Origin of the sequence: Nonomuraea sp. NPDC049714 (assembly GCF_044465295.1) — a bacterium.
In the GTDB taxonomy this organism is placed as follows: Bacteria; Actinomycetota; Actinomycetes; order Streptosporangiales; family Streptosporangiaceae; genus Nonomuraea.
In genome coordinates, this window is the sequence record NZ_JBITLM010000001.1 from 1,019,258 (window position 1) to 1,046,166 (window position 26,909).

The window sequence follows — 26,909 nt, forward strand, 5'->3', positions numbered from 1 at the left end:
GACGGGTCGCTCGTGCCGCAGTCCCCCGGACGATGTTCCACATGCTCGTGCTCAGGCCGTTCGAGAGGGAGCTCGATCCTCCCGGGCATCTGGTCGTCGTCCGAGAGATGACCGTCACCCTGGGCCTGCGCCAGCGTCCCGAGCCGGACGTCCTCCTGGTGAAGGAGTCGGCGGCCAGACGGATCAGCCTCACCACCTTCGAGCCTGAGGACGTGCACCTGGTCGTCGAGGTGGTGTCAGAGGACTCCCGCGACAGAGACCGCACCACGAGACCCGGCAAGTATGCGAGCGCGGGCATCAGGCAATTCTGGCGGGTGGAGCTGGAAGACGATCAGCCCGTCGTCCACACCTTCGAGCTGGAGCCCGCCGTCAAGGCGTACGTGCCCACCGGCATCCATCGCGGGCGGCTACGGACGGACATCGGCTTCCCCGTGGACATCGACCTCGACCTGGACAAGATCAGGCGCTGACGTCACCGCGCCACTCGCGGTGGACGAACTCGGCGTACTCCTCCGCCGTGCCCCCCTTGTTGAGGACCGCGCGGGCCGCCTGCGCCTGGGCGGTGGTGGGGAGATGCCCGTCGAGCAGGATCGGCAGCGACAGCCTGCGGCCCAGCACCTCTCTCGCCGAGATTCCGTACGGCCTGCGTACGACTGACACGTTGACCCGCAGCGCATGCTCGTTGCCGGGCGGCACGCCAGGGCGGTCCACCTCGACGGCGGCGTACCGGTACCCATGGGCCCGATCGCAGGTGGAACAACCGGCGGGTCCCCGGCTCAGCGTGCTCCCGCACTCCCCGCACGTGAGCCGATCGTAGGCGGCGTCGACGACCCGCCACGGGTGCCGATCGATCTCGTCGACCACCATCTCGGCGATCGCCCGCTCCTCCTCCGCCGCAACGCCACCGAACTCCCGGTCGACGAACTCCCGCCACCCGGCCTCGACGATCTCGTCCACCGCCGCGGCACACCGCCCGCAGTCCGGCGCGCCGGCGGGCTCCCACTCCCCGCACCCTTCACACCTACGCATCTCCGCACCGTACAAGCCACCCATGTAACTCTTCATCCCCATTTCGCCACCCATCACTATTGAGTCAGCCGACTCACTCACTTCTGTGTTACGGTTCCTTCTAAGTCAGCCAACTAACTAAGGAATCGACATGATCGTTGTCACGGGAGCGACCGGAAACGTCGGACGCACGCTGGTACGCCTGCTCGCCCAAGCCGGTGAGCCGGTGACGGCCGTATCGCGGAAGATCACCACCGCGGACGTGCCCCAGGGAGTGCGAGCCGTCCCCGCGGACCTGACCGACCCCGCAGGCCTGCTGCCCGCCCTCACCGGCGCCGACGCGATGTTCCTGCTGATCTCCGGCGACTTCGTGGCCGTCGCCGACGACCCCGTCGGCATCATCGGCACCACCCTCAGCAACGCGAAGGCCGGCGGAATCAGACGAGTCGTGCTGCTGTCCTCCCAAGGCGTCGCAACCCGCCCGGAGTCCCCCTCCCACGGCCAGATGGGCCAGTCCTTCGAGGACGCCGTTCAGCGGTCAGGCATGGACTGGACGATCCTGCGCCCCGGCGGCTTCCACTCCAACGCCTACGCCTGGGCCGAGCCGGTCCGAACCCGGCGAACCGTCGCCGCCCCCTTCGGCGACGTCGGCCTGCCGACCGTCGACCCGGACGACCTCGCCGAGGTCGCCGCCGTGACCCTGCGCGAGAACGGCCACACCGGCCGGACGTACGAACTGACAGGCCCGGCCCTCACCACCCCCCGCCAGCGAGCCGCAGCGATCGGCGACGCACTCGGCGAGCCGATCCGCTTCATCGAGCAGACCCGCGAAGAGGCACGGGCCCAGATGCTGCAGTTCATGCCCGAACCCATCGCCGACACCACCCTGGCCATCATCGGCACCCCCACGGCAGCCGAGCAGCGCATCAGCCCCGACGTCGAACTCCTCCTCGGCCGCGCAGCCCACCCCTTCGCCCACTGGGCCCACCGCAACGCCCCGGCCTTCCGCTGACCCCGCACCGCAGCCGCCGCCGAGCCCCTGCTGCCTACCGCCACGCAGCGCCGTGGCAGGGCGCTCCCCTCCCGATCCTGCCGACCACATCCCTTACGAGCTCGCCCCCGACGGTATTGTCCTCAAGCTCGTACACGTCGAGGAGGCGCCTTCGGCATCGGTCCCGAGCAAGCTGGGCGCGGCGTCGCGGCCTGCGTCCTCCAGGTGCCGGAGCAGCCGGTGTACGAACGGCGGGTGCGGGCCGACCGGCCGCAGCCCTCCGCTGAAGGTCGCTTATACTCCTCGCGGTCGTCACGACGTCCCATGGCCCCGCCACGCCGTGTCCAACGACCACCCCGCTGTCATGAGACGACCAGGAGTTGTGGATGGAGAAAAGCCCCGGATGTCCGCTGCCGTCCGTGGCAGGGTCAACCGGGGCGGGTCCTCAGACGGGGACTCGGGGTGACAGAGCGTGGCCATGACCGACGCGCATGCCGGGCGCAAGGGGCGGGCGGGAAGCGGCCTCTGGGGTCCCGCGCTGGCGAACCTGGGACTTGGCGTACCCGCCATCGTGCCGCTCTACCTGGCGTGGTGGCTGCTGACCGAGTACATGCCGATGGATTGCGCCCTTGCCGAGTCCACCAACTGCAACTACGAGACCCTCGAGAACGGGTTTTTCTTCACCGTTGCGCTGGTGGCGACCGGCCTGCTCACCTTGACCCAGGTGATCGTGATCGACATAGCCCTCCCGCTCTGGCAGAGGCGGCGGCTGGCGGCGTGGCTCGGCTCCGCCGTGCTCATCCCCGTCCCGTTCCTGGCGTGCCTGGCGCTGACCTCGCCGGCCTGACCACCGGCTCCAGGCTACAGACCGTGAATCTCAAGCATCCACTCGTTCAGCGCGGCATAGTCGGTCTCGACAAGACCCCTGCTCGGGTCGACCCGATGGAGCAGTGCTCTCCCCCGGTGGTGCTCGGATACCCAGGCGCGGTCAATGTCGCTGATCTCATCATCGACCCAGGCGAACGGACGCCCGGCCGCCCACCCAACGAGGCTGCGGGTCTTCCAGTGGATCCCCTCCCGTTCGTCCTGATCATCGATGGCGGACGGCTCAGGCCAGACCACGACCGGCAGTCGCGACAGGCCGATCCATGGCGAGACGCACTCGTTCGCATCGTCCATCCAGGTCGTGGCCCAGACCAGCTCGCACGGCAACGCCGCCAACCGCCGCCCGTGCGCGGGATCGATCCTGCTCAGCAGTGGATTCGACCCGGTCGGTCGTGGTCCGCGTGCCGGCTCATAAGCCGGGTAGCCATCCGGATGCTGGCGCGGGGTCGCACCGAACGGAATCAGAGGTCCGTCTACGTCGAGAAAGAGCAGCGGGAGCCGCACAGAACCGGTCACCGCCGCACGATAACGCGGCCGTTCACCTTCCTGCCGCCGTCGGCATCGTAGAACTCAGCCCTTGCCTGGGTGCTCTCACGATGTCAAGAACGCCGTGGCCGCTCCGACCTTCCTGCGAAGGATCGCCCGCCTCAGGGAATGCATCCGATTCGAAGGAGTACGCATGTCACGGAACATCGAGACCGTCAACACCTACTTGGACGGTTTCCGTAAGAACGATCATCAGCAGATCCTGTCCTGCCTGACTGACGACATCCAGTGGACCGTCTTCGGCGCCTTCCGCCTGACAGGCAAGGACGCCTATGACGGGGCCATCGACGGCCCGCCCGAGCTCGTCGACCCGCCCCACCTGGAGGTCGTGCGCATGGTCGAGCAGGGCGACATCGTCATGGCGGAACTGACCGGGACGGTGCAGCGAGTCGCAGGCGGTGAGATGCGCATGTCCATGGCAGAGGTGTTCGTCATGCGCGACGGCAAGATCGCCGAGCGTCGTGCCTGGGTCATCGAACTGAAGGAGAACGACTACCGCTGAGGAGTTCGATCACGGGCGGCCCGGCGGCCGGCGACAGTGCCCCGGGCCTCCCGGCATCCTTGCAGGGTGCGGTGAGATCAATAGGAGTAGCCGCTCGCGGCCTGAGCGGCACTGCAGGCGCGTTCGGCGGGGAGCACGGGAGGAGCCCATGACCGCCATGGGCTCCATACCTGTACGGTCGTCGGCCACACCTGGGCGAACAGGCACGTCCCGTCCGGCTCTCGCAGGGCGATGCCGATCCTGCCATCGTGCTCGGCGATGTCCTGGCGGATTCGCGGGTCCAGACGCAGGCCCCGTACCGCCCGACGGGCTGCGTCGAGATCGAGAGTGGTGGGCAGGTTCTTCTTCAGCCACGAACTGGTTTCAGCCGGCAGTGTGGCCGGCGGCCGGAAGCCGCGGGGCGGGGCGCTCTCGGGACAGTCGATCTCGGTGACGTCCACCTTCCGGTCCGTCTTCCGCACCCGTCGATGGCCCGCTCGCGCAGGCTGAATCACCTTCAGATCGAAGCACAGGAACACCACCGCCGGCGGTGAGGGAGTATCGGACGGGCCCGCCGGAGGCCGTGGCGTACGATCCTCCCCTCGGACTTTGATCCGAACGCGTCCCGGATCACCGTCGCCATCGCCGGAGACGTCCAAGACCGTGACGTACTCCTCCTCCCGTGTGAGGTGGTAGCCGACGTCCTCGGCAATCCACAGGTCGTAGCCCGTCAGCGCGGTCAGCCGGGGGGGTCATGAGGGTGACGGCGGCGATGGCAGGCGGGTGAGGGTCATAGCTGGGTGGCCGTGCGGATCAGACTGGCGAGGGCGAGGGAGCGGCTGTGCGCGGGCCAGGCGATGTGGGTGACGACCGGGGGTGCGTCGGTCAGGGGGACGGCGGCGTGCTCGGCCCATAGCCAGGCGCGGGCGGAGTCGGGGAAGACGGCCACGGTGCGTCCGAGGGCGATCAGCTGTGCCAGCTGCGTCTGGTCGTGGATCTCGGGGCCCGGGCCTGGCGGGAACGTGCCGTGGCGCGACCAGCGGGCGAGCGGAAGGTCGGGAATGTCGCTGACGTCGGCGATGGACAACGTCCTCTGCGCGGCGAGGGGGTGTCCGGCGGGCAGGATCGCGATCTGCCCCTCGGTCAGCAGTTCCTCGCTGTCGAACCCGGCGAGGGAGTTGAACGGCTTGTGCATGAGCGCCACGTCGGCGCGGCCGTCGCGCAGCATCTCCTCCTGCTCGCACGTGCCGCTCGGCAGCACCTCGATCTCGGCGGCGTCGGGCTCGGCCGCGTAGGCGTCGAGGAGCTTGTGCAGCAGCTCGTGAGACGCCCCGGCCTTCACTGCCAGCACCAGGCGGTTGCGGGGAGTCCCCGGGCTGTCGGCGCCACCGGCCCGACGGGTGCGGCGAGCGGCGGCGGTGGTCGCGTCGAGGGCCGCGCGGCCCTCGTGCAGCAGCATCTCTCCGGCGCCGGTCAGGGTGACGCCGCGGCGGTTGCGGTTCAGCAGGGAGACGCCGAGGCGCCGTTCGAGCTGCTGGATCGCCCGGGACAACGGTGGCTGGGCCATGCCGAGGCGCTCGGCGGCGCGGCCGAAGTGCAGTTCCTCGGCAACGGCCATGAAGTACCTCAGCTCGCGGGTCTCCAAGGTGTCCATGGCCGCAGCATACCTAGGTGATACCTACCGGGTATGACAGGGCACCGTATCGGTGTTGGATGCACCACTCGTCCACGAGCGAACATCGACGGCATGAGCGAATCGAGAATCGCGCTGGTGACCGGCGCGAACAAGGGAGTCGGGTACGAGATCGCGGCCGGGCTGGGCGCCCTCGGGTACCGCGTGGGCGTGGGAGCCCGCGACGAGGCCCGGCGCGAAACCGCCGTCGCGAAGTTGCGGGCCGCCGGGGTGGACGCGTTCGGGGTGCCGCTGGACGTGACCGGCGACCAGAGCGTCACCGATGCGGCGGACCTGATCGACCGGCAGGCCGGGCGGCTGGACGTCCTGGTCAACAACGCCGGCATCTCAGGAGAGTCGGGGCCGGGGTGGGTGCAGGACCCGACCACGCTCGACCTCGACGTGGTCCGCACGGTCGTGGAGACCAATGTCATCGGTGTCATCCGGGTGACCAACGCGATGCTGCCGCTGTTGCGGCGCTCGGCGTCGCCGCGCATCGTCAACGCCTCCAGCAGCGTCGGTTCGGTGACCTGGCAGGCGGACCCGGACATCGACGTCGGTCCGATCATGGCGGCCTACTCGCCGACGAAGTCGTTCCTCAATGCCGTCACCGTGCAGTACGCCAGACAGTTCGCCGGCACGAACATCCTGATCAACGCCGCCTGTCCGGGCCTGGCCGCGACCGACTTCACCGGCTTCCAAGGGCGCCCTCCCGAGCAGGCCGCGGCCACCGCGATCCGTCTCGCCACCCTGCCCGACGGCGGCCCGACCGGCTCGTTCTTCAACGACGACGGCGTCATCCCCTGGTGACCCCCGAACCTGTCGTGGCGGAGCCCGGACGATGGCCGCGGTCCGGGGTTCAGGCGCGTGCCAAGGCGGGAGATGCCCGCCGTCGCCCTTCCCGCGCGGGGTTGACCGCAGGCTCGGCCTGAGCCGCTGACAAGCGGGACTTTTCACAGCTCCGGGCCCTCAAGCCACGTACAGCAGCCGCTTGAGGGCAAGAGGGTCGCCTACAAGGCCTACGCTCCCTTCGGCGAGCGCGGCGTCGAGCGAGGCCGGGTCGGCCAGGAGGCTGCTGAGCGTCTTGGGGTCCGTACGCAGCGAGATGTCGGCCGTGGCGGGTTCGCCGCTCTGCACCTCGAATTTTCCGGACTCTGCGCGGACCGTCCAGACCGAGCCGTCGAGATCGAGGTGACAGACGATCGGCGACGCGTCCGGGTCGGGACGAGCGTGACCGCGCCAGAAGATCAGCACCGAGGTGGCGCTGAGTGAGGTCGGCTCTGGGGGGCTGGGGGCATCGATACCCCAGTCACTCAGAGCCAGGACGACCGGTTCCAGCTTCCGGCCCCACTCTGTCAGGTCGTAGACCTGGGGGCCCGCCGTCGGCACCAGCAGGCGGCGATGGATCACCCCGCGCTGTTCGAGTTCCCGAAGTCGGTCGGCGAGCAGGTTGGAGCTGGCGTTGGGCAGAGCGTGCCGCAGGTCGGAGAAGCGTTGCGGCACCAGGAGCAGCTCCCGGATGACCAGCAGTGCCCACCGCTCGCCGACGACGTCGAGAGCCCGAGCCATCCCGCATGCGTCCCGATAGCTACGACTGGTCGGCATGGCCGCTCTCCCCTTTGTCCGCCCGGATCCGACCATGCTAGTTGCTTTTCACAACCCGCCTTCCCGCCCCATGACGTCGAGGACTCGAGTCATGAGTCCGAACAGGAGTGCTGCCCCTCGCCCACCCAGATATAAAATAACTACTCATCGCGGTTGTTTTTAACAACCGTCGCCGGTTATCATTTGAGCAGTCGATCTGGCGAAACCAGCGACAGATTCATGCGACAGCCAGTGGCCCACATCCAGATCACCGGACCGATCCGGTGGTGGAGCCGGCGCCACGGTCGCGCGACGAACCCCGGCAGACAGGAGCCCGCCATGAGTATTTCGCTTTCGGGACAGACCGCAGCGACAGCCCAGAAGCCCCAGCATGCGACGATCGTGGATCCCGATGCGCACCAGGTCCTGTTCGAGAATGAACACGTTCGGGTGATCCAGGCGCGCGCGTCGCACGGCTGGGAGAGCGCGATGCACTCGCACGCCCCGATGCTGGTGGTCAACCTCGGCTCCGGGCGACAGAAAGTGACCTGGGCGGATGGGACGACGCAGATCGTGGATCTGAACCCCGGTGCGGTCGTCTGGCAGGAAGACGCCTTCGATCACGCCTGGGAGTTGCTGGCGGGCGAAGTCAACGTGGTCCTCGTAGAGGTCAAGTCGGCCAACGCCGGACAACAGGAGCTGCTAACGCCATGAGCTGAAGGCGAAGACCTGCTCGCTGCCGGCCCGCCCGCGGCCGACCCGGGGACGGGCCGGTCCGCGCCCTCCTGCAACGCCCCGATGTAGGGGAAGCCCAGGTCGGCCGTCAGGTGGCCCTACTTGACGCCCGCCTCCCGCATGTCCCGCAGCTCCCGCTTGAGCTCCTTGATCTCATCCCGCAACCGGGCCGCCACCTCGAACTGCAGATCAGCCGCGGCCTGATGCATCTGCTCGGTCAGCGACTCGATCAACGACTCCATCTGCGCCCGAGGCATCTCCCCCGCGATGGCCCGAGCATGCTGCCCGGCCTTGGCCGCGAACCCGGGCACCGGCGCCTTGCCGCGCGACTGCTGCCGCCCGCCCCCCATGAGCTGCTGGGTGTCGGCGTCCTCCCGCTGCAACGAGTCGAGAATGTCGGCGATCTTCTTACGCAGCGGCTGCGGATCGAGCCCGCGAGCCTCGTTGTAGGCCACCTGCTTGGCCCGACGCCGGTTGGTCTCGTCGATGGCCCGCTCCATGGACGGCGTCACCTTGTCGGCGTACATGTGCACCTGTCCGGAGACGTTTCGAGCCGCTCGCCCGATGGTCTGGATCAGGGAGGTCTCCGACCGCAGGAATCCTTCCTTGTCGGCGTCGAGGATGGCGACCAGCGACACCTCGGGCAGGTCGAGGCCTTCACGCAGCAGGTTGATGCCCACCAGCACGTCGTACTCCCCGCCCCGGAGCTCGCGCAGCAGCTCGATGCGCCGCAGGGTGTCGACCTCGCTGTGCAGGTAGCGGACCCGGATGCCGAGCTCCAGAAGGTAGTCGGTCAGGTCCTCGGACATCTTCTTGGTGAGCGTGGTGACCAGGACGCGCTCGTCACGCTCGGCCCGCTCGCGGATCTCGTGCACCAGGTCGTCGATCTGGCCCTTGGTCGGCTTGACGACGATCTCGGGGTCGATGAGCCCGGTGGGGCGGATGACCTGCTCGACGACCTCGCCCTTGGCGCGGCCGAGCTCGTAGGGGCCGGGGGTGGCCGACAGGTAGACGGTCTGCCCGATGCGCTCCAGGAACTCCTCCCACTTGAGCGGCCGGTTGTCGAGCGCGGACGGCAGCCGGAAGCCGTGGTCGACGAGGGTGCGCTTGCGGGAGGCGTCGCCTTCGTACATGGCGCCGATCTGCGGCACGGTCTGGTGGGACTCGTCGAGGACGAGCAGGAAGTCCTCGGGGAAGTAGTCGAGCAGCGTGTTGGGGGCGCTGCCGGGCGATCGGCCGTCCATGTGCCGCGAGTAGTTCTCGATGCCGGAGCAGGTGCCGATCTGGCGCATCATCTCCAGGTCGTAGGTGGTGCGCATGCGCAGCCGCTGCGCCTCCAGCAGCTTGCCCTGCCGCTCCAGCTCCGACAGCCGGTCGGTCAGCTCGGCCTCGATTCCGGTGACGGCGGCCGCCATCCGCTCCTCGCCGGCGACGTAGTGGGAGGCGGGGAAGATGTAGAGCTCTTCGTCCTCGGTGATGACCTCGCCGGTCAGCGGGTGCATGGTGGAGAGCTTCTCGATCTCGTCGCCGAACATCTCGATCCGGACGGCGAGCTCTTCGTACTTGGGGATGATCTCGATGGTGTCGCCGCGGACCCGGAAGGTGCCGCGGGTGAAGGCCAGGTCGTTGCGGGTGTACTGCATGTCGACGAGGCGGCGCAGCAGCTGGTCGCGGTCGACGTCCATGCCGACGCGCAGCCGGGCCATGCGGTCGACGTACTCCTGAGGCGTACCGAGGCCGTAGATGCAGGAGACGGAGGCGACCACGATGGTGTCGCGGCGGGTGAGCAGCGAGTTGGTCGCCGAGTGGCGCAGCCGCTCCACCTCGTCGTTGATCGAGGAGTCCTTCTCGATGTAGGTGTCGCTCTGCGGGACGTACGCCTCGGGCTGGTAGTAGTCGTAATAGGAGACGAAGTATTCGACCGCGTTGTTGGGCAGCATCTCCCGCAGCTCGTTGGCGAACTGGGCGGCGAGCGTCTTGTTGGGCTGCATGACGAGCGTGGGCCGCTGCAGCCGCTCGATGAGCCAGGCCACGGTGGCGGTCTTGCCCGTGCCTGTGGCGCCGAGCAGGACGTTGTCCTTTTCTCCGGCCAGGATGCGGCGCTCCAGCTCGGCGATGGCCGTCGGCTGGTCGCCGGAGGGAGTCATCTCGGTGACGACCTCGAAGGGCGCCACCTTCCGCTGCAAATCTGTGACCGGTCGCATGCTGCCAATGTAGGCGAGGCGACCGACAGAAACGTCAGGCGGTCCGCTCGCCGATGCGGGGGAAGGGCGTGGTGGAGAAGACCACCTCCACAGGTACGTCGAAGTACTCGGCGATGCGCAGCGCCAGGTAGAGGCTGGGGCTGTATTCGCCGCGTTCGAGATAGCCGACGGTCTGGTAGTGCACGCCGAGTGCGTCGGCCAGCTGCCTGCGGGTGACTCCGCGTTCGGCGCGCAGCAGGGCGATGCGGTTGTAGACGGTCTCGCTCATCGTCGTCCATCTTCTCAGCCGATGCGCTGCAGTGCCCGCTCGCGGCGCGCGGTCATCAGTGATCCCGACTCGCGCCTGGCCATCCTGCGCAGGATCGGCGGGGCCAGCACGAGCCCGGCCACGGACCAGGCGAGGAGCACTGCGAGCGTCTCCAGGGGCCGCCAGGAGCCGCCGATCTCGGCGGCGGCGGCCGCGTCCGGCAGCAGCGCCGCGCGCATGCCGAGGCCGAGCCAGTAGAGCGGGAACGCCTGGGCGACGACCTGCAGCCAGGTGGCGAGCGCGGCGATCGGGTAGAAGATGCCGGAGACACTGGCGAGCGCGCCGAAAAAGAGCATCGACAGGCCGGTGCTCGCCTGCGGGCTGTTGACCAGCGAGCCGATCACCGCGCCCCACGGCAGGGTGGCCACCAGGCCCAGCACGGCCACCCAGGCCACGGTGAGCCAGCCGCCGAGTCCCGCGCCGGCCAGCCCCGGCACCAGGAACAGGCCGGCGACGAGCACGATCACCAGGCTTATCGCGGCGCCGAGCGAGAGCGACACGATCCGGCCGACGAGGTAGCCGACCATGCCCTGCGGCAGCGCCTTGGCCCGCAGCAGAGTGCCGTCCTCACGCTCGACGGCCAGCGCGCCGACCGCTCCGACGAGCCCGTTGAAGGCCATGCCGATGCCGAGGACGCCCGGCAGCGTGGCCGCGGCCAGGGACAGGTCGGTGCCCGGCACCTTGGCGTCGCGCTGGAAGTAGAGCACGACGACGAAGGCAGCCGTGGTGACGATGGTGAAGCCGATGTCCTGCGGGTTGGTCAAGCTGTGCTTGAACTCGGCCCACCCCCTGGACAGCCCCAGCCGGACCGCGTGCGACGTCGGGTTCATCCTTCCTCCTTCTTCAGAATGGCCATGTAGGTGTCCTCGAGCGTGGCGCGCCGTACCTCCAGGTCGTCGATCTCCTCGCCGTACTGCGCGAACAGGCCGCGGACGAAGCCGGTGGCGTCGTCGGTGGCGTGCACGAAGTGCTCGCCGGCGCGGCTCCAGCGGACCTGCGCGTCGCGGGAGACCTCGCGGGACAGGCGGTCGGCGCTGCCGTCGGCGATGATCTTGCCGCCGGTCAGGATGAGGATGCGGTCGGCGAGCTTCTCGGCCTCGTCCAGGTCGTGGGTGGTGAGCAGGATGGTGGTGTCGTCGAGGTCCGACAGCCGGTGCACGAGGTCGTGGAAGTCGCGGCGGGCCTGCGGGTCGAAGCCCGAGGTCGGCTCGTCGAGGAAGAGCACCTCGGGGCGGCCGACGATGCCGATGGCGACGTCCAGGCGGCGGCGCTGGCCGCCGGAGAGTCTGTTGACGCGTCGGCCGGCCTGCTCGGTGAGGCCGACGGCCTCGATGAGCTCGCTGGTGTCGAGGGGGCGCGGCCTGCTCGGCGTGGAGTAGGGGGCGTAGTAGCGGCCCAGGTGGTCGAGGAGCCGGTGCACGGGCCAGCGGCCGTGGTCGCGCCAGGACTGCAGGACGACGCCCAGCCTGGCCCGCCACCGCTCGTCGCCCTTGGCCGGGTCGGTGCCGAGCACGCGTACGTGTCCGGCGGAGGGCATGCGGAAGCCTTCGAGGATCTCGATCGTGGTGGTCTTGCCCGCGCCGTTGGGGCCGAGCAGCGCGATCACCTCGCCGGGCGCCACGCTGAAGTCGACTCCGCGCAGCACCTCCAGCGGCCCGTAGCTCATGTGCAGTCCGCTGACTTCGAGTGCGGCGTCGGTGTTTATCACATTGATGTCTCCATCCAGAGCCTTGGTGGCGCTCATGACCCCCTCCATGTAGTAGGTGTACTACATGAATAGCACATCTGCTATGAATGGCAACAGTGTTGCGACATTCCGTTGCAAGCGAACATTAAGTCGCACCCGATACGGTCGAATCCGCCTGAAGCGGAAGAGGAAGGTGCGATGTCACGACCTAGAGAGGCCCTTATCCAGGCAGGCCAGGGCCTAGCCCAGACAGTCGTCCAGGGAGGCAACGTCCGGCAGGCCGTGGGGCAGGCGATCGGCCAGGCCGGTCAGCAGCTGGGACAGCAGGCGCAGGGGTTCGCGCTCAACCCGCATGACTTCGCCGCGGCTCGCGACGGAGGCGTCTCGATCGGCACCCAGATCGAGGCGCGCACCGCGTCGCTGACCGACGCCGGCGAGATCGTCAACCGCAGCTTCGCCGAGAACGGCATGCACGTCATCTCCCCCGTGGTGATCCCCAAGGGCAACGTCGCGAAGGTGGTCCTGCAGCTGGGCGTCCTGGTGGTGCTCGGCCTGATCGGCGCGCTCGGCAACGTCATCCCCAACACCGACCTGTTCTTCGGCCCCCACTACTGGGTCGTGCTGGTGCTGGCCGCCGCCTTCCTGTGGTGGCGCCGCAGCGTGGTCATGGTGCCCGAGGGCTGCAAGGCGCTGATCACCAAGTTCGGCAAGATGGTGCAGATCGCGGACCCGGGCCGGGTGACGCTGTTCAACCCGTGGAAGCGGGTCAGCTACATCGTCAACACCACCCGCGAGTACCCGTTCAACGCCCCCATCAGCGAGGCGCCGACCCAGCAGGGCGTCAAGGCGAGCGTCGACCTGTTCCTGCAGTTCAGGATCGAGAACCCGGCCGAGTTCATCTTCGTGCTCGGCTCGGTGAGCGGCTTCCAGTCCAAGCTCCAGAACGCCATCAGCGAGGTCACCCGCTCCCTGATCTACGCCCAGCGGGCCGAGGACATCTACGACCTGGTGGGCGAGAGCACGGTCGGCATGTTGGACAACCTCAACCAGCAGTTCCTGCCCGCGGTACGGCTCACGGACGTGAACATCACCCACGCCGAGCCGTCCAGCCAGGAATACCGCATGGACCTGGCCGCCCCCGAGATGGTGCGGGTGGCCAAGGAGGCCTACACCTACGAGTACGAGCTGCAGCTGCGCAAGGAGCAGAACGAGGGCGACCTGGTCAAGGAGCTCGCCGGACTGCAGGAGACGCTGAGCGGGATCCAGGCGGAGATCGCCGGTTACCAGGCACGGATGGACACCGCCCTGGAGCGGGCCACCCACCAGGCCACCGCGCAGGCCAGGCAGCGCCTGGTCGAGGCCGAGTCCTCGGCCAAGGCCAACTCGGCCCTGCTGGAGGCGCAGGCGCTGGACATCCGGGCGCTCAGCGCGGCAGAGGCGCCGGAGATCCTCGACTACCGCTTCCAGCAGGACCTGCTGGACAAGCTGGAGTCGGTCTCGGCCCGGCTGCCGCAGGTCGTGCAGGTGGGTGAGCAGACCGACATCGACTTCCTGGCGCTGGCCCAGCAACTCGTCGGCGGCAAGGGCGCGGCCCTGTTCTCGCCCGAGGACATGGCCGCCATCCGGTCCAGGCTGTCGGAGATCGGCGAGCGCGTCTCGGGCCGCCAGGCGGAGATCGACGCGCTGCTCGAACAGGTCGCGGAAGATGTCAACGAGGCGTCCGACACGGACATCGTCACCGTGTCCGCCCCGGCTCCGGCCGGCGGCCGGCGCCACACGCAGAGCATCGAGGGTGAGGTCCGATGAGCCGCCAGTTCTCGAAGATCAAGGAGTCGGTGGCCTCCTGGTCCGACATCCGCCAGCTTCTGCGCGGTGGCGAGCAGGGCCAGCTCGTGCCCGTCGTCATCCCCAAGGACCGGCGCGGGTTCGCCTGGATGACGCTGATCTTCATCGCCCTTTACTGCGCCGGCATGGCCGTGCTGACGGACTGGACCGTCGTGGCCGCGCTGGCGGCGGTGTTCTTCCTGGTCGTCGGGCTGGTCTGGATGTGGCGCCGGGCGATCATCGAGATCGAGGAGGGCACCACGGGGGTGCACAGCCACTGGGGCGCCATCACCGGCACGCTGGCCCCCGGCCGTCACTACCTCTGGCTGCCGTGGGACCGGGTGGACGCGGTGGTCGACACCTCCACCGAGATCCCCTACTCGGCGCCGATCGTGGCCTGCCCCACGGCCGAGAACGTGCCGCTGAAGTCGATCGAGTTCTTCCTGAAGTTCCGTATCGTGGACCCTGTGGCGTTCGTGCGCACGATCGGTGCCGGCAACTTCGACCTGGTGCTGTCGAGCGCCGTGCAGGACGCGATCCGGCAGCGCAGCCGCAGGGTCAACACCGAGCGGGCCTACGACCTGCGCGGCTCCGACGTCGGCGACATGCAGGACGCGCTCAACCGCCAGCTCGGCCGCTACGGCGTGCGCATCACCGGCGCGAACATCCCCGACCTGCAGCTGCCCGACACCTACCAGCAGCATCTGTCCACCCGCGAGAAGGTGGCCAAGGAGCTGTCGGCCTACGAGCGCGAGTGGGAGCTGACCCGCAAGCGGCGCATCGACACGCTGCTCATGGAGATCGAGCGTTCCAAGAAGACCAGGGACGCCCGCGTCGTGGAGGTCAAGGCCGCCCACAACACCGCGCGCAAGGACGTGGCGCGCATGCTGGAGGAGCAGGCCACCGAGGCGCAGCGGGTCCGCTGGGAGATCGAGGCGCGCGGCCGCGCCGAGCTCACCTCCGCCGAGAACGAGGCCAAGGCCCTGCGCAGGCTGGCCGCCTCCTACCGTGACAACCGGGCCGTGCTGCAGTACGAGCTGGCCCGCAGGCGCCTCGACGTGGGCGCCAAGCTGGCGGAGAGCGCTCCCCAGCCGCTGGTGGTCCGCACCCAGCCGGGCACCGGCGACTCCGCACTCTCCACCCTGTTGCTGGCCCAGCTGCTTCCCCGCATCTCGGCCGGCGCGAACGGCCAGGCACCGACCTCATAGGAGAACACATGGTCTTCCGCAAACTGATGGCCGCTTTCGGCGCGGGTGTCGAAGTAGACACGGTGCTGACCAACGCCACCGTGCGCCCCGGCGAGCCGCTGCGCGGGGTGGTCAACTTCAAGGGCGGCGGCTCCGACGCCAAGGTGGAGGGGATCTTCATCGACCTCACCGCGGTGGTCGAGGTCGAGTCCGGCGACAACGAGTACAAGACGACCTACAGCTTCCAGCGCCAGCAGGTGGCGGGCTCGTTCCAGCTGGCCTCCGGCGCGCAGCACGGGCAGCCGTTCGAGATCCCCGTCCCGTGGGAGACGCCGATCAGCGCGATCGCCGGGCAGCCGCTGCGCGGCATGCGGCTGGGCGTGCACACCGAGCTGGCGCTGGCGGGCGCCCTTGACAAGGGCGACCTGGACCCGCTGTTCGTCACCCCGCTCCCGGCGCAGGAGCAGGTCATCGCCGCGCTGGACCGGCTGGGCTTCCAGTTCAAGAAGGCCGACCTCGAACGCGGCACGCTGCGCGGCTCGACGATGCCGTTCTTCCAGGAGATCGAGTACTACGCGGGCGGTCAGTGGCGCAGCCACTTCAACGAGCTGGAGCTGACGTTCATCGCCGGGCCGCGGCAGCTGGACGTCATCCTGGAGGCCGACAAGCGGGGCGGGTTCCTGTCCTCCGGCCACGACTCCTACAACCGCTTCACCGTACGGCACGACGACAATCCCGGCGCGGCCGAGCAGGCCCTGCAGCACGGCCTGGAGCAGATGGCGCGTAAGCGCGGCTGGTTCTGACCGCAGCGACGGACGGGCGGGCGGCGTGAGCGAGAGCTCGCGCCGCCCGTCCGCGTCCGGGAAGCTGGTGAAAGGCCCGCAAGAGGTACGGTTCACGCGCTTTTATCGTGCTAGCCGGTGGCATGACGTGGTCGTTACCATGACCAAGGAACTGACTGATCGTCGGATGCGGGGCGAGCGATGGCACGGTTCGTGGGGGCGCTGAAGCGGATCGCCCCTTGGGCGGCGCAGAACGCCGATGTGGCGATCGCGCTGACGCTGGCCGTCGTCGTGGGCGTGCTCGGCATCATGCCCGAGGAGATGTTCGGCGCCGATCCCGACCAGGGCGCCAAGGTGCAGGCCAAGTTCGTCACCGCCGCGACGCTGGTGATCCTCGCGCTGGTGGCCACCGCGCTGCTGCGCGACCGGGCGCGGCAGGCCCCGGTGGAGGAGAGCATCACCTCCGGCGCGCTCGCCCAGCTCCCGGTCCGGCTGCAGCGCCTGGAGCAGATCGAGCACCTGGTCACCGGCACCCGCAAGGCCCTGGACGCGCTGCAACTGGTCAGGGTGCTCGGCAGCCGGCAGGAGATCGCGCAGGCGCACGCCGAGGCACGCAAGGACACCGCCAGGTGGAGCTTCAAGGGCGGCACCGGCACCTACCTGCGCGCCGTCACCCTGCCGCAGTGCGTGGCCGCCGCGCGCCGGGACAAACGCCACCTGACCGTACGGATCGAGGTCATCGACCCGGCCGACATCGAGGTCTGCGAGACCTACGCCCACTACCGGCGGTCACTGTCCGACCTGCCCGACGGCACCGGCGAGACGTGGACGGCCGACCGGGTCAGGAAGGAGTCCTACGCCACGATCCTGGCCGCGTTCTGGCACCGCCAGCGCTACGGGCTGCTGGACATCGGCGTCGGCCTGTCGTCCACGATGACCACCTTCCGCTGGGACCTGTCGAGCACCCGCCTGATCATGACGGTGGAGGACCCGAACCGGGCGATGACGGCGCTGGCCGACACCTTCTACTACGAGAACTGCGACACCGAGCTGCGCCTCAGCTTCGAGCAGGCGCGGCGGGTGCCGCTGGAGTCGTACAAACGGGTGCAGCTCAGTGACGAGCCCACGATCGAGGAGGTGCAGGAGCTGTTCGAGCGGATCGGGATGCCGCTGCCCAAGTCCTACAACGGGCGTGACGTGGTGGACATCGCCAGGAAGGCGCTGCGCGCCGTGGATCCGTACGGTGAGCCGGCGGCTCATCTGCCGGGCGGACCGTAGCGGTCATGAGCTACCAGGGCGTCTATGAGCAGATCGTGCGGGGCCGGGCCAGGGCCTGGGCGCTGGAGGCCCTGGCCGGCGACGGGGTCCGGGCCGTACGCCATCCGCTCGGATTCGTCTGCCTGCCGCTGGAGCGAGACGGCGGTGAGGGGGTATGTATCCATTTGTGGTCGGATTCGTTCGCCCCGGCGCGCAGCACCACCTCGCAGATCCACTGCCACAGCTGGGACCTCGTCAGCCACGTGCTCTACGGCCAGGTGCGCAACGTGCACGCGGTGGTCACGGACGCGGAGCTGGACGCGACGCACCGCGTGTTCGAGGTCGTCAGCGGCGCCGACGGCGATCGCATCTCCCCCACCCACCGCACCGTGCGGCACGCCACGGGGCTGGTGGAGTCGTTCGGGGCCGGCGACGTCTACACACTGCCGGCGGACCGCTTCCACAGCAGCGTCGTGCCGGAGGGCGGCGAGGCCGCCACGATCGCGCTCGGGCGTGGCCACCCGGGCAGCCACGACCTGTCACTCGGCCCGCTCGGCGCGGGGGATCACCGTGTGCCGAGGCGGCCGCTCGACGCCGGGGAGACGGCGCGCGCCGTACGCCTGATCACCGCCCATGTGAGCTGAGGGATGCCTGATGGATCTGGATCACGCTCGCGCGGTCGCCGTGGACGCGGCCGAGGCCGCGGGAAAGCTGCTCCTGGACGGCACCAGGGAGACGGTCGGCGTCCGCTCCAAGGGCGGCTCGGGGGACGTGGTGACCGATCTGGATCTGGCGTCGGAGAAACTGCTGCTGGAGCGGATCCTCACGGTCTACCCGTCCCATGCGGTCATCGCCGAGGAGTCGGGGCTGCTGGGTGTCTCGGGCGCTGAGTGGACCTGGCTGATCGATCCGCTCGACGGCACCAACAACGTGGCCATCGGCCTGCCCGCCTACGTCGTGGGCCTGGCGCTGTGCCGTGCGGGGCGGCCGATGCTGGGCGTGGTGCACGATCCGGTGTCGGCGCGGACCTGGTCGGCGGTCCGCGGCCACGGCGCGCTGGCCTCCACGGGGGCACGGCTGGCCGCCCGTCATCGACCCTCACCCCACGGTCCGCTGCTCGCTTGGACCCAGGGGTATGCTGTGACCAGGGACGACACGAAGGTGCTCGAGCTGAGGCACGCGCTTGAGCTCGGCGCCCGGCGGGTGTTGCAGTTGTGGACGCCGCTGCTGTCGTGGGCCATGCTGGCACGTGGAGACATCGACGGCATGGTCGGCTACCAGGCCGAGGCCGTGGACCTGCCCGCGGGTGCGCTGATCGCGCAGGAGGCCGGGATCGAGATCCGGGCGCTGGACGGCGGGCCCTTCGAGGACACCATCGAGGGCACGGCCGAAGATCGCAGCTTTGTGGCGGCCCATCCGGAGGCCATGCAGGCGCTGCTGTCCCTTGTCCACCGATGAGTCACACCGATGAATCACACCGATGAGTCACTTCGACGTCATGACCAGAGGGTGCCGGGAAGCGGCACCGGCGGAAAGGAGAATCACCATGTCGGCAGTGTTGACCGGACTGACCATGGAGCTGAGCGTGACCGAGCCGGCGCGGGTGCTCTTCGCCTCCGCCGCGCGACCGGGGGCGACATGAGCGGCGAGCGCGCCACCGGCTGGGCGCATCCGTGGTTCGCGGCCGTGGTCGGTCCCCGCCCGTCGGAGGAGGTGCCGACGGAGGAGGCCGAGGACAGCGCCGCGAGCCGGCGCCGCTCTCCACGGCCCCTGACGATCCGCCGCCGCTGAGCGACGGCTATTTGAGCATGTACTTGCACGACCCCTTGCCGGAGGCCACCTTCTCGCCGTCCACGGTGATCCGGCAGGGGGCCGGCTTGAACTGGCCGTTGGCCGCCCGGACCGACCCCGCCACGATCGAGACCAGACGGCCCACCTCCTGCTCGGCGGCGGTGAGCTCGATCCGGGCGGTCCTGGACCAGGGCAACTTGGCCTCGTTCTCGACGCCGCTCTCGTCCGCGTTGTACATGATCGGCTGAGCGGCCTTTCCCTTGCCCAGGACTTCGAGCTCGACCAGCCGGACCGCCTTCGGAGGGGGCTCCGAGACGGTGCTGGACGGCTCGGCCGAGGCCTCGGCCGCCGCGCCGGAGGGAGCGGTGGTGGCCGTTTCGGCCGTGGTCCCTCCGCCGCCGCAGGCGGTCAGCCCGACCACGGCCAAGAGGACAAGACCGAAACATCTGTTCAGAGGTGGTTTGGCCATGGCGACCATTCTCCTCTAGATCAACTGGCGGCGGGCCCTCAACCGAAGGTGACCAGTGCCCAGGTCGCCGTCAGCAGGCCCACGACCGCCAGGCCCGCGCCGGTCAGCAGGAAACGGCGCATCGGCACCTTGACGTCGTGGCGGCGGCACGACTCGAACCAGAGCAGCGTCGCCAGGGACGCCCACGGCGTGATGACCGGGCCCACGTTGGCGCCGACGAGCAGGGCCAGGAGCTGGCCGCGGTCGTGGGCGGCGATGACCTCCTCGACGGCCTTGAAAGCGGGGAGGTTGTTGATCAGATTGGACAGCCCGGCACCGACGGCGGCCGTGCGGTACGGGTCCCGCTCGTCACCCAGCAGCCAGCCCATCAGGTCAGCCAGGCCGTACCGGCTGAGTGTGGGCACCACCAGGAACAGGCCCGTCACGAAGATGAGCAGCTGCCACGGCACCAGCCTCCAGGCCAGCCGCGCGCGGTCGCGCACCGCGAAGGCGACCACCACGATGAGCGCCGCCACCGACGCGGCCGTCCACACCTCCACCCCCGCCAGCAGCGCGCCGATGAACAGCAGGCAGGCGACCGAGGCGGTGCCGAACAGCACCCGGTCGGCGACCGGCTCCAGCACCGGGGGCGTGTAGCGCTGCTCGCGCCGCTCGCCTCTGCGCCAGAAGAAGGCCCACAGGAACGCCATGGTGACGATGATCGCGACGGCCTGCGGCGCCCACATCCGGGCCGCGAACTGCAGTGGCGACAGGTCGATCGCGTCCATGGCCAGCAGGTTCGTCAGGTTGGACACCGGCAGCAGCAGGCTCGCGGTGTTGGCGAACCAGATGGTGGTCATGGCCAGCGGCAGGGCGGCGATGCGGGCCTTGGGGGCCAGGGCCAGCATGACGGGCGTGAGCAGCACCGCCGTCGTGTCCAAGTTCAGAAAAATCGTAATAAATGACGCAAAAGCCGTACAAAGAAGAAAGAGGGCGAAGTAGTTGCCACGGCCGAGGACCGCCATCCTGGCCGCGATCACGTCGAAGACCTGAGCTTCCTTGGTGAGCTCCGCCAGCACGATGATCCCCACCAGGAACACCAGCAACGGCCCGATCTCGCCCATGCTCTCCCGCGCGACCGGCAGCGGGAGCAGCCCGGTGGCCACGAAGACCAGACCGAGCGCGAGCAGCCCGACCCTGATCCAGTCGAGCACGCCAAGACGCCGCAACACCCGATGATGATCGCACACCACCTGCGAAACGCCGATCCCGCGGGCGATACTGAAGGAATGGCACGCGACGGAAGACCGACCCAGATCTTCGTCAGCTACTCCCCCGCCGACACGGCCTGGGCGACGTGGATCGCCTGGGAACTGGAGGCGGCCGGCTACCGCACGATGATCCAGGCGTGGGACTTCGTGCCCGGCACCAACTTCATCGACTTCATGGACCGCGGGGTCAGCGAGGCGCAGCTCGTCGTGGCGGTGCTCTCGCGCAACTACCTGAGCTCCCGCTACGGGCGGATGGAGTGGCAGGCGGCGATGCGCGCCGACCCGGACGCCCCGTCCAACAAACTGGTCACCATCAGGCTGGAGGACGTCCGGCTCGAAGGGCTGCTGTCCACGATCACCTGGGTGGACCTGCTGGGCGTGACCGATCCGGGGCACGCCAGGGCGCTGCTGCTCGGCCGGGTCAGGGAGGCGCTCAACGGGCGGGCCAAGCCCGAGGCGGCGCCCTTGTTCCCGACCGGCTCCGACCTGCCGGCCCCGCTGCCGACGCTGCCTCCCGGCAGCGACTCCGGCGATCGCTCCGGCAGGGGTGCACGCACCCGCCGCACGCCGGTGAGCGCGCCCAAGTTCCCGCCCGCCGCCGGCCCGCACGCCCAGCGTGCGTCCCTCAGCGTGCTGCACCTGGCCGGCCCCCGGTTCGGGCGGGCGCTGCCGGACCCGGGCGAGCCGTTCACGCCCGAGGACATCCAGGCCCGGATCTGGGCCGACCTCACCGCCATGTACGACAGAGGCGCGCCCCGGCCCGACCTCATCCTGGTCAGCGGCGACCTGACCGAGTCCGGCAGCCTCCGGCAGTTCGGGCAGGCCACCCGGTTCGTCACCGACTTACGGCTGCTGATCGGGCTGGAGCCGCACCGGCTGGTGATCGTGCCGGGCCCGCGCGACGTCACCAAGGCGGCGGCCAGCGCCTACTTCCTGACCTGCGAGGCCGACGACGTCAGCCCGCAGCCGCCCTACTGGCCCAAGTGGCGTCACTTCGCCGGCCTGTTCGGCGAGGTCTACCAGGGGCTCGACGACCGGGTGTTCGACGGCGGGCAGCCGTGGACCCTGTTCGAGGTGCCCGACCTGAAGCTGGTCGTGGCCGGGCTCAACTCGACGATCGCGATGAGCCACCTGGAGCGCGACGCCTACGCCATGCTCGGCGAGGGACAGGCCGCCTGGTTCGCCGAGCGGCTGCGGCCGTACGAGGAGCAGGGCTGGCTGCGCCTGGGCGCGATCGGGCACCCGCCCGCCGCGCTGCACGACGCGCCGGCGTACGAACGGCTCCTGGCCCACCGTCTCAACCTGCTCTTCCAGGGGTCCGGCGGCCCCGCCGAGGGCGCCGTCGCCGCGCCCCGCCGCCACCAGGTGGTCCAGATCACCCCCGAGGGCGTCCGCACCTGGCTGCCCGACGGCGGCGAGCCCGAGCGGGTCCCGCACGTCTGGCGGGCCGCCCGCGCCACCTTCACCGGCGAGACGCCCTCCGGCCCGCCGCCGACCGGCGCCCCGGGCTCGGGGCAGGACAGGCGCCAGCCCACGCCCGTCGAGCTGCTGCTCGACCGGATCACCGAGGTCTGCGAGGCCAGGCACGAGCGGGCCAGGATCCGCCGGATGCCCGGCCACCTGGTGGTCACCCACCCCGACGACGGGTTCGTCCGCCAGCTGATGATCGGCGCGCACGTCGGCGAGCTCACCGCCGAGGACGCCGCCGAGTTCGTCCGGCAGGCGCACGCGAGCGAGCTGGCGGCCGAACTGGTCTACCAGGGGCCGCCGCCGTCACGCACGCTGCGCGACGACCTCATGCGCAGAGGGGTGCGGCTGCGCAGTTTCACCGAGTTCCAGGGCCTGCTCGACCTGTCCGGCTACGCCGCCGAGCAGACGGCCCGGCTCACCACCGACCGCCGCTACCCGCCCGAGCTGTACGTCCCGCAGCGCTACCGCGAGCTCGACCGGCCCGGCCACCACGTCAGGGAAGGGCTCACCGACGAGCTGATGCGGCTGCTGGCCACCGACCACGGCAGGTTCCTGCTGCTGCTCGGCGACTTCGGGCACGGCAAGACCTTCGCGCTGCGCGAGCTGGCCAGGCGCATCCCGGCCGAGCTGCCGCACCTGACGCCCATCCTCATCGAGCTGCGCGCCCTGGACAAGGCGCACTCGGTGGACGGGCTCGTGGCCGCGCACCTGGCCAACCACGGCGAGGAGCTCATCGACCTCAAGGCCTTCCGCTACCTGCTCAGACAGGGCCGGATCGTCCTGCTGTTCGATGGTTTCGACGAGCTCGTCACCCGGCTCACCTACGACCGGGCGGCCGACCACCTGGCGACGTTACTGGCCGCGGCGGAGGACAAGGCGAAGATCGTGGTCGCCAGCCGTACCCAGCACTTCAAGTCGCACAGTCAGGTGCTGACGTCGCTCGGCGAGATGGTGGGCGTGCTGCCGCAGCGCCGGGTGCTGGGCCTGGAGGACTTCACCCACGACCAGATCCGCTCCTACCTCGCCAACCGGTTCGACGACGGCGACGAGGCGGCCGCCCGGATGTCGCTGATGGAGGGCATCCGGGACCTGCTGGCCCTGGCGCAGAATCCGCGGATGCTGAGCTTCATCGCCGACCTCGACGCCGACCGGCTGCGCACGGTGGCCCAGGCGCGGCACACGATCAGCCCCGCGCTGCTGTACGAGGAGATCCTGCAGTCGTGGCTGGCCTTCGAGGAGCGGCGGGTCAAGGTGCCGGGGTCGGCCGCCACGCTGTCCACCGCGGAGCTGTGGCAGGCGGTGACGGCGCTGGCGTTGCGGCTGTGGGACTCCGGCGAGTCGCTGCTCGGCGTGGACGAGCTGACCGAGATCGCCGAGACCCTGGCCGATCTGGCCAGCGGCCAGCTCTCGGCCGCGCACACCGCCTATGCGATGGGGTCGGGCAGCCTGCTGGTGCGGACCGAGGAGGGGATGTTCGGGTTCATCCACGCCTCGGTGATGGAGTGGCTGATCGCCAGGCACGTGGCCGCGACGATCGACGCGCCGGTGGCCCTGTCGCGCCGGCCGCTGACGGCGCTGACCGTCGAGTTCCTGTGCGACCTGGCCGACGTGCGCGCGCTGCGGGCGTGGGTGGCCGATCCGCCCGCCGACGACGTGTCCCGCGCGAACGCCGTCAAGATCGCGGCCCGGCTGCGCACCCCCGCGCGGGCCGACCTGCGCGGCGCGAACCTCAAGGGCGAGGACCTGTCGGCCAGGGACCTGCAGGAGGTGGACCTGACCGGCGCCGACCTGACCGACGCGACCCTCGCGGGCACCAACCTGTCCAGGGCGGTCCTGCGTGACGCCAAGCTGGTCGGGGCGCGGCTCGACGGCGCCGTGCTGACCGGCGCCGACCTGTCCGGCGCCGACCTGTCCGGGGCGCGGCTGGCACGGACGGACCTGAGCGACGTGTCGGCCGAGGGCGCCCGGTGGCACCGCGCCACCCTGATCAACACGACCGGCACGCCGCCGCACCTGCCGGGCGCCGCCGTGGTGCCGGGCCGGCCGGTCGAGACGCAGCTCGCGCCCGCGGCGATCGGCGTCCCGTACGGATATCACTTCCAGACCAGCCGCCTGCCCGAGCCGATCGCCTACAGCTCGGACGGCTCGACCATCGCGATCGGCAACGAGGACGGCGGCGTGCTGCTGTGCACCGGCGGGCTGCCCGTACGCACCCTGCAGGGGCACACCGGCCGCGTCTACTCGATCTCGTTCGTCGGTGACCTGCTGGCGACCGGCGCGAGCGACGGCACCGTACTGCTGTGGGACTCCCTCACCGGCGAGCGGCTGCGCACGCTGAGCGGCCACCGCGACGGCGTCTGGCCGGTACGGCTCAGCCCGTCGGGAGAGCTGCTCGCGGCGGGCGGCGGCGACGGCGTGGTCCGGGTGTGGAACACCGCCACCGGTGACCTGCTGCACGAGCTGGCCGGGCATCAGGCGCCGGTGTACACCGCCTCTTTCGGCGGCAACGTGCTGGTGACCGGCGACGCGGCGGGCATGCTGCGGGTCTGGGACCTGTCCACCGGCGGCCCGGCCAGGGCTCTGGAAGGCCACCGTGGCGCCGTCTACCGCGCCGTGCACAGCCCGGACGGCTCCATGCTGGCCACCGGCGACGGCGCGGGCACGCTGCGCCTGTGGGACACCTCCACCTGGGCGCGGCGGCACGCGCTGACCGGGCTGCGGGGCAGCATCTACTGCGTGACGTTCTCGCCCGACGGCTCGCTGCTGGCCACCGGCGACACCTCCGGCGACGTGCGGCTGTGGGATGCGTCGGGTGAGTTCCGCGGCCTGCACACCACCCATGCCGCCGCCGTCTACCAGGTGGCCTTCTCCCCTGACGGCCGCACGCTGGCCACCGGTGACTCCGGCGGCGTGGTGCGGCTTCAGGCGGTCGGCACGCCGCAGCGGATCGAGCTGACCGGTCACCGCAGCTCGGTGTGGCCGTTCGCGTGGCGGCCCGACAGCGAGCAGCTCGCCACCAGCAGCAACGACGGCACGGTCCGGCTGTGGGATCCGAAGTCGGGCCAGTGCCAGCGGGTGCTGCGCGGGCACGGCAGGCGCATCTCCTCGGTCCGGTTCAGCGCCAACGGCTCGATGCTGGCGACCAGCGGCAACGACGGCGTCGTACGCGTGTGGGAGGCTCGCACCGGGCGGCGGCTGCGTGAGTTCACCGGCCACGCCGACCGGCTGATCTCCGCGCTGTTCTCCCCCGCCGGGCCGGTGCTGGCCACCTCCAGCAACGACGGCGGCGTGCACTTCTGGAACGCCACCACCGGCGACTACGAGCGCGAGCTGAACGCCGAGACCGACCACGTGTGGGCGGAGGCGTTCAGCCCCGACGGCACCATGCTGGCCACGGCCAACGACGACGACAGTGTGCGGATCTGGTGGCGGGCGACGGGGCGGCTGGTCGCCGGCCTCACCGACCACCGCGGCCGGGTCCGCTCGATCGCCTTCAGCCCCGACGGCCGCTACGTCGCCACCGGCTGCGACGACCGGCTGGTACGGATCTGGCACGTGGACTCCGGCGGCCGGGTGGCGACCCTGGAGGGGCACTCCGACCGGGTCTACTCGGTGGTGTTCTCGCCGTCGGGCGACCTGCTGGCGAGCGCCGGCAACGACGGCCAGGCCAGGGTGTGGGAGCTGCGGCCGGGCCAGCCGTGGCAGCCCCTCCTGCGGCACACCTTCGACGGTGGCGCGGGGCGGCTGTGGAGCGTCGACTTCAACGCCGCGGGCGACCGCGTCGCCGTCGGCGGCGACGACGCCGTGGTGCGGGTGTGGGACACCGGCTCGGGCCGGCTGCTGCACGCGCTCACCGGCCATTCGCGGCGCGTCTGGTCGGTCGCCTTCAGTCCCGCCTCGGACGTGCTGGCCAGCGCGGGCGACGACGGCGTGGTGATCGTCTGGGACGGGCCGGAGCGGCGGATGACCCTGCTCGGGCTGCCGGAGGGCTGGGCGGCGCTGGCGCCGGACGGCCGTTACAAGGTCCAGGGGGAGACGGCGGGGCAGTTCTGGCATGTCATCGGCATGTCACGGTTCGAGCTGGGCGAGCTGGACGCGCACTTGCCCGGGGTTCGCCAAGTGCCCCTCGACTCCCCCTTCTAGGCGTTTCCGGACATCGGGCGGCCCAGGAGACCCGTCGCCACCGCCGCCACGTGGGGGGCCAGATCGGGGGCGGCGGCTGCGGTGAGGGCCGGGGTGCCGACGACGGAGCGCAGGACGCCGACCCCGACCAGCCAGGCGCTGAGCAGCTCGGCACGCAGCTGGGCGTCCGGACCCTCGGCCAGCTCCTCCAGTGCCGCGACGTAGGTGTCGCACACCTCCTGACGGATGCGCTGCCGGGTGTCCTCGTGACCGGCGGACTTCAGCATGGCGAGCAGTGGGTGCTCCCCGCCGTAGGACGACCAGTCGTGGAAGACGACCTCGCGCATCATCCGGGCCACCAGCTCTTCCGGCGGCCCGTCGAGCAGGCCCGCGGGCGCCTCGCCGGTGGCGGTGGCCTCGTCGAAGAGCCGCTTCTTGGAGCCGAAGTAGCGGAAGATCAGGGTGGCGTCGACGTCCGCGTCACCGGCGATGTCGCGCACGCTGGTGGCGTCGTAGCCGTCGCGGGCGAACCGCAGCCTGGCGACCTCCAGCAGTCTCTCCCGGGTGGCCTCCCGGTCCCGCTTCCTCTTCGCCGTCACACCGCCTCCTAGTCATCGACCGTTGACATTGTAGGCGGTGCTCGTGTTACGGTCACCC

General features: G+C 70.1%; 26 protein-coding genes. 14 read left to right on the forward strand and 12 right to left on the reverse strand.

Features of this window, described 5'->3' with window-relative positions; all coding sequences use genetic code 11:
• Positions 1 to 41 precede the first annotated feature (41 nt).
• A complete protein-coding gene (locus tag ACIBQX_RS04890; RefSeq protein WP_397000664.1) occupies positions 42 to 470 on the forward strand; it encodes a Uma2 family endonuclease in 429 nt (142 codons plus the stop codon).
• Here ACIBQX_RS04890 and ACIBQX_RS04895 read toward each other — a convergent pair.
• Positions 460 to 1,029: a hypothetical protein gene (locus ACIBQX_RS04895; RefSeq protein WP_397000666.1), complete on the reverse strand. Its 570-nt coding sequence runs from the start codon at positions 1,027 to 1,029 to the stop codon at positions 460 to 462. The genes ACIBQX_RS04890 and ACIBQX_RS04895 overlap by 11 nt on opposite strands.
• A gap of 130 nt (positions 1,030 to 1,159) precedes the next feature.
• Here ACIBQX_RS04895 and ACIBQX_RS04900 point away from each other — a divergent pair, with 130 nt between their 5' ends.
• Entirely contained in the window at positions 1,160 to 2,020 is an 861-nt protein-coding gene (locus ACIBQX_RS04900; RefSeq protein WP_397000668.1) for an SDR family oxidoreductase, read from the forward strand.
• 451 nt (positions 2,021 to 2,471) lie between these two features.
• Positions 2,472 to 2,846 (forward strand): hypothetical protein, encoded by a 375-nt coding sequence (locus tag ACIBQX_RS04905; RefSeq protein ID WP_397000670.1) that lies wholly within the window; start codon positions 2,472 to 2,474, stop codon positions 2,844 to 2,846.
• A gap of 14 nt (positions 2,847 to 2,860) precedes the next feature.
• Here the strand turns inward: ACIBQX_RS04905 and ACIBQX_RS04910 are convergent, their stop codons facing one another.
• Entirely contained in the window at positions 2,861 to 3,400 is a 540-nt protein-coding gene (locus ACIBQX_RS04910) for an HAD domain-containing protein (protein ID WP_397000672.1), read from the reverse strand.
• A gap of 163 nt (positions 3,401 to 3,563) precedes the next feature.
• On the opposite strand from ACIBQX_RS04910, the gene ACIBQX_RS04915 reads away from it, so the two are divergent.
• Complete coding sequence (locus tag ACIBQX_RS04915) at positions 3,564 to 3,932, forward strand: nuclear transport factor 2 family protein (protein ID WP_397000674.1); 369 nt, start codon at positions 3,564 to 3,566, stop codon at positions 3,930 to 3,932.
• A gap of 77 nt (positions 3,933 to 4,009) precedes the next feature.
• Here ACIBQX_RS04915 and ACIBQX_RS04920 read toward each other — a convergent pair whose 3' ends face one another.
• A complete protein-coding gene (locus ACIBQX_RS04920; RefSeq protein WP_397000675.1) occupies positions 4,010 to 4,393 on the reverse strand; it encodes a hypothetical protein in 384 nt (127 codons plus the stop codon).
• A 308-nt stretch (positions 4,394 to 4,701) separates the two neighbouring features.
• Positions 4,702 to 5,565: a LysR family transcriptional regulator gene (locus ACIBQX_RS04925; protein ID WP_397000677.1), complete on the reverse strand. Its 864-nt coding sequence runs from the start codon at positions 5,563 to 5,565 to the stop codon at positions 4,702 to 4,704.
• A gap of 93 nt (positions 5,566 to 5,658) precedes the next feature.
• On the opposite strand from ACIBQX_RS04925, the gene ACIBQX_RS04930 reads away from it, so the two are divergent.
• The gene (locus ACIBQX_RS04930) at positions 5,659 to 6,393 is read left to right on the forward strand and encodes an SDR family oxidoreductase (RefSeq protein ID WP_397000679.1); all 735 of its coding nucleotides are present in this window, start codon (positions 5,659 to 5,661) and stop codon (positions 6,391 to 6,393) included.
• A gap of 159 nt (positions 6,394 to 6,552) precedes the next feature.
• Here ACIBQX_RS04930 and ACIBQX_RS04935 read toward each other — a convergent pair whose 3' ends face one another.
• On the reverse strand, positions 6,553 to 7,188 hold the full coding sequence (locus ACIBQX_RS04935; protein WP_397000681.1) for a winged helix-turn-helix transcriptional regulator: 636 nt from the start codon (positions 7,186 to 7,188) through the stop codon (positions 6,553 to 6,555).
• A 318-nt stretch (positions 7,189 to 7,506) separates the two neighbouring features.
• Between ACIBQX_RS04935 and ACIBQX_RS04940 the strand changes: the two genes are divergently transcribed.
• Entirely contained in the window at positions 7,507 to 7,881 is a 375-nt protein-coding gene (locus ACIBQX_RS04940) for a hypothetical protein (RefSeq protein WP_397000683.1), read from the forward strand.
• Positions 7,882 to 8,000: 119 nt separating this feature from the next.
• Here the strand turns inward: ACIBQX_RS04940 and uvrB are convergent, their stop codons facing one another.
• From uvrB to ACIBQX_RS04960, 4 genes are read right to left on the reverse strand one after another with little or no spacing between them, the layout of a single operon-like run.
• Entirely contained in the window at positions 8,001 to 10,106 is a 2,106-nt protein-coding gene (uvrB, locus tag ACIBQX_RS04945; protein WP_397000685.1) for an excinuclease ABC subunit UvrB, read from the reverse strand.
• Positions 10,107 to 10,140: 34 nt separating this feature from the next.
• Positions 10,141 to 10,374 carry a helix-turn-helix transcriptional regulator gene (locus ACIBQX_RS04950; protein ID WP_397000687.1) on the reverse strand — a complete coding sequence of 78 codons (234 nt, stop codon included), beginning with the start codon at positions 10,372 to 10,374 and terminating at the stop codon, positions 10,141 to 10,143.
• Between the two features lie 14 nt (positions 10,375 to 10,388).
• Positions 10,389 to 11,243: an ABC transporter permease gene (locus ACIBQX_RS04955; RefSeq protein ID WP_397000689.1), complete on the reverse strand. Its 855-nt coding sequence runs from the start codon at positions 11,241 to 11,243 to the stop codon at positions 10,389 to 10,391.
• Positions 11,240 to 12,157, reverse strand: a complete 918-nt coding sequence (locus ACIBQX_RS04960; protein ID WP_397000691.1) for an ABC transporter ATP-binding protein — start codon at positions 12,155 to 12,157, stop codon at positions 11,240 to 11,242. Before ACIBQX_RS04960 ends, ACIBQX_RS04955 begins: the two co-directional genes overlap by 4 nt.
• Before the next feature lie 141 nt (positions 12,158 to 12,298).
• Here ACIBQX_RS04960 and ACIBQX_RS04965 point away from each other — a divergent pair, with 141 nt between their 5' ends.
• From ACIBQX_RS04965 to ACIBQX_RS04995, 7 genes are all read left to right on the forward strand, one after another.
• The gene (locus ACIBQX_RS04965) at positions 12,299 to 13,906 is read left to right on the forward strand and encodes an SPFH domain-containing protein (RefSeq protein ID WP_397000693.1); all 1,608 of its coding nucleotides are present in this window, start codon (positions 12,299 to 12,301) and stop codon (positions 13,904 to 13,906) included.
• Complete coding sequence (locus ACIBQX_RS04970) at positions 13,903 to 15,132, forward strand: SPFH domain-containing protein (protein ID WP_397000695.1); 1,230 nt, start codon at positions 13,903 to 13,905, stop codon at positions 15,130 to 15,132. The genes ACIBQX_RS04965 and ACIBQX_RS04970 overlap by 4 nt, the downstream gene beginning before the upstream one ends.
• 8 nt (positions 15,133 to 15,140) lie before the next feature.
• Entirely contained in the window at positions 15,141 to 15,914 is a 774-nt protein-coding gene (locus ACIBQX_RS04975) for a sporulation protein (protein WP_397000697.1), read from the forward strand.
• A 180-nt stretch (positions 15,915 to 16,094) separates the two neighbouring features.
• Positions 16,095 to 17,171 (forward strand): hypothetical protein, encoded by a 1,077-nt coding sequence (locus tag ACIBQX_RS04980; protein WP_397000699.1) that lies wholly within the window; start codon positions 16,095 to 16,097, stop codon positions 17,169 to 17,171.
• A gap of 5 nt (positions 17,172 to 17,176) precedes the next feature.
• A complete protein-coding gene (locus ACIBQX_RS04985; RefSeq protein WP_397000700.1) occupies positions 17,177 to 17,794 on the forward strand; it encodes a hypothetical protein in 618 nt (205 codons plus the stop codon).
• 10 nt (positions 17,795 to 17,804) lie between these two features.
• Entirely contained in the window at positions 17,805 to 18,608 is an 804-nt protein-coding gene (locus tag ACIBQX_RS04990) for an inositol monophosphatase family protein (protein ID WP_397000702.1), read from the forward strand.
• Positions 18,609 to 18,788: 180 nt separating this feature from the next.
• Positions 18,789 to 18,941, forward strand: a complete 153-nt coding sequence (locus ACIBQX_RS04995; protein WP_397000704.1) for a hypothetical protein — start codon at positions 18,789 to 18,791, stop codon at positions 18,939 to 18,941.
• A gap of 7 nt (positions 18,942 to 18,948) precedes the next feature.
• Here ACIBQX_RS04995 and ACIBQX_RS05000 read toward each other — a convergent pair whose 3' ends face one another.
• Positions 18,949 to 19,410, reverse strand: coding sequence for a hypothetical protein (locus tag ACIBQX_RS05000; protein WP_397000706.1), 462 nt, complete (start codon positions 19,408 to 19,410; stop codon positions 18,949 to 18,951).
• Between the two features lie 38 nt (positions 19,411 to 19,448).
• A complete protein-coding gene (locus ACIBQX_RS05005) occupies positions 19,449 to 20,621 on the reverse strand; it encodes an SLC13 family permease (protein WP_397000708.1) in 1,173 nt (390 codons plus the stop codon).
• 57 nt (positions 20,622 to 20,678) lie between these two features.
• Between ACIBQX_RS05005 and ACIBQX_RS05010 the strand changes: the two genes are divergently transcribed.
• Positions 20,679 to 26,273 (forward strand): TIR domain-containing protein, encoded by a 5,595-nt coding sequence (locus tag ACIBQX_RS05010; RefSeq protein WP_397000710.1) that lies wholly within the window; start codon positions 20,679 to 20,681, stop codon positions 26,271 to 26,273.
• Here ACIBQX_RS05010 and ACIBQX_RS05015 read toward each other — a convergent pair.
• A complete protein-coding gene (locus ACIBQX_RS05015) occupies positions 26,270 to 26,851 on the reverse strand; it encodes a TetR/AcrR family transcriptional regulator (protein ID WP_397000712.1) in 582 nt (193 codons plus the stop codon). The two genes, ACIBQX_RS05010 and ACIBQX_RS05015, sit on opposite strands and share 4 nt — an antisense overlap.
• Between the last annotated feature and the right edge of the window lie 58 nt (positions 26,852 to 26,909).

Bases quoted from the DNA above. Each gene is read 5' to 3' on its own strand.
- ACIBQX_RS04980 (WP_397000699.1), top strand. From the start codon at position 16,095: ATGGCACGGTTCGTGGGGGCGCTGAAGCGGATCGCCCCTTGGGCGGCG.
- ACIBQX_RS04990 (WP_397000702.1), top strand. From the start codon at position 17,805: ATGGATCTGGATCACGCTCGCGCGGTCGCCGTGGACGCGGCCGAGGCC.
- ACIBQX_RS04955 (WP_397000689.1), bottom strand. From the start codon at position 11,243: ATGAACCCGACGTCGCACGCGGTCCGGCTGGGGCTGTCCAGGGGGTGG.
- ACIBQX_RS04975 (WP_397000697.1), top strand. From the start codon at position 15,141: ATGGTCTTCCGCAAACTGATGGCCGCTTTCGGCGCGGGTGTCGAAGTA.
- ACIBQX_RS04900 (WP_397000668.1), top strand. From the start codon at position 1,160: ATGATCGTTGTCACGGGAGCGACCGGAAACGTCGGACGCACGCTGGTA.
- ACIBQX_RS04950 (WP_397000687.1), bottom strand. From the start codon at position 10,374: ATGAGCGAGACCGTCTACAACCGCATCGCCCTGCTGCGCGCCGAACGC.
- ACIBQX_RS04965 (WP_397000693.1), top strand. From the start codon at position 12,299: ATGTCACGACCTAGAGAGGCCCTTATCCAGGCAGGCCAGGGCCTAGCC.
- ACIBQX_RS04935 (WP_397000681.1), bottom strand. From the start codon at position 7,188: ATGCCGACCAGTCGTAGCTATCGGGACGCATGCGGGATGGCTCGGGCT.
- ACIBQX_RS04915 (WP_397000674.1), top strand. From the start codon at position 3,564: ATGTCACGGAACATCGAGACCGTCAACACCTACTTGGACGGTTTCCGT.
- ACIBQX_RS04995 (WP_397000704.1), top strand. From the start codon at position 18,789: ATGAGCGGCGAGCGCGCCACCGGCTGGGCGCATCCGTGGTTCGCGGCC.
- ACIBQX_RS04970 (WP_397000695.1), top strand. From the start codon at position 13,903: ATGAGCCGCCAGTTCTCGAAGATCAAGGAGTCGGTGGCCTCCTGGTCC.
- ACIBQX_RS04930 (WP_397000679.1), top strand. From the start codon at position 5,659: ATGAGCGAATCGAGAATCGCGCTGGTGACCGGCGCGAACAAGGGAGTC.
- ACIBQX_RS04940 (WP_397000683.1), top strand. From the start codon at position 7,507: ATGAGTATTTCGCTTTCGGGACAGACCGCAGCGACAGCCCAGAAGCCC.
- ACIBQX_RS04890 (WP_397000664.1), top strand. From the start codon at position 42: ATGCTCGTGCTCAGGCCGTTCGAGAGGGAGCTCGATCCTCCCGGGCAT.
- ACIBQX_RS04960 (WP_397000691.1), bottom strand. From the start codon at position 12,157: ATGAGCGCCACCAAGGCTCTGGATGGAGACATCAATGTGATAAACACC.
- uvrB (WP_397000685.1), bottom strand. From the start codon at position 10,106: ATGCGACCGGTCACAGATTTGCAGCGGAAGGTGGCGCCCTTCGAGGTC.
- ACIBQX_RS05010 (WP_397000710.1), top strand. From the start codon at position 20,679: ATGGCACGCGACGGAAGACCGACCCAGATCTTCGTCAGCTACTCCCCC.
- ACIBQX_RS05000 (WP_397000706.1), bottom strand. From the start codon at position 19,410: ATGGCCAAACCACCTCTGAACAGATGTTTCGGTCTTGTCCTCTTGGCC.
- ACIBQX_RS04895 (WP_397000666.1), bottom strand. From the start codon at position 1,029: ATGCGTAGGTGTGAAGGGTGCGGGGAGTGGGAGCCCGCCGGCGCGCCG.
- ACIBQX_RS04925 (WP_397000677.1), bottom strand. From the start codon at position 5,565: ATGGACACCTTGGAGACCCGCGAGCTGAGGTACTTCATGGCCGTTGCC.
- ACIBQX_RS04985 (WP_397000700.1), top strand. From the start codon at position 17,177: ATGAGCTACCAGGGCGTCTATGAGCAGATCGTGCGGGGCCGGGCCAGG.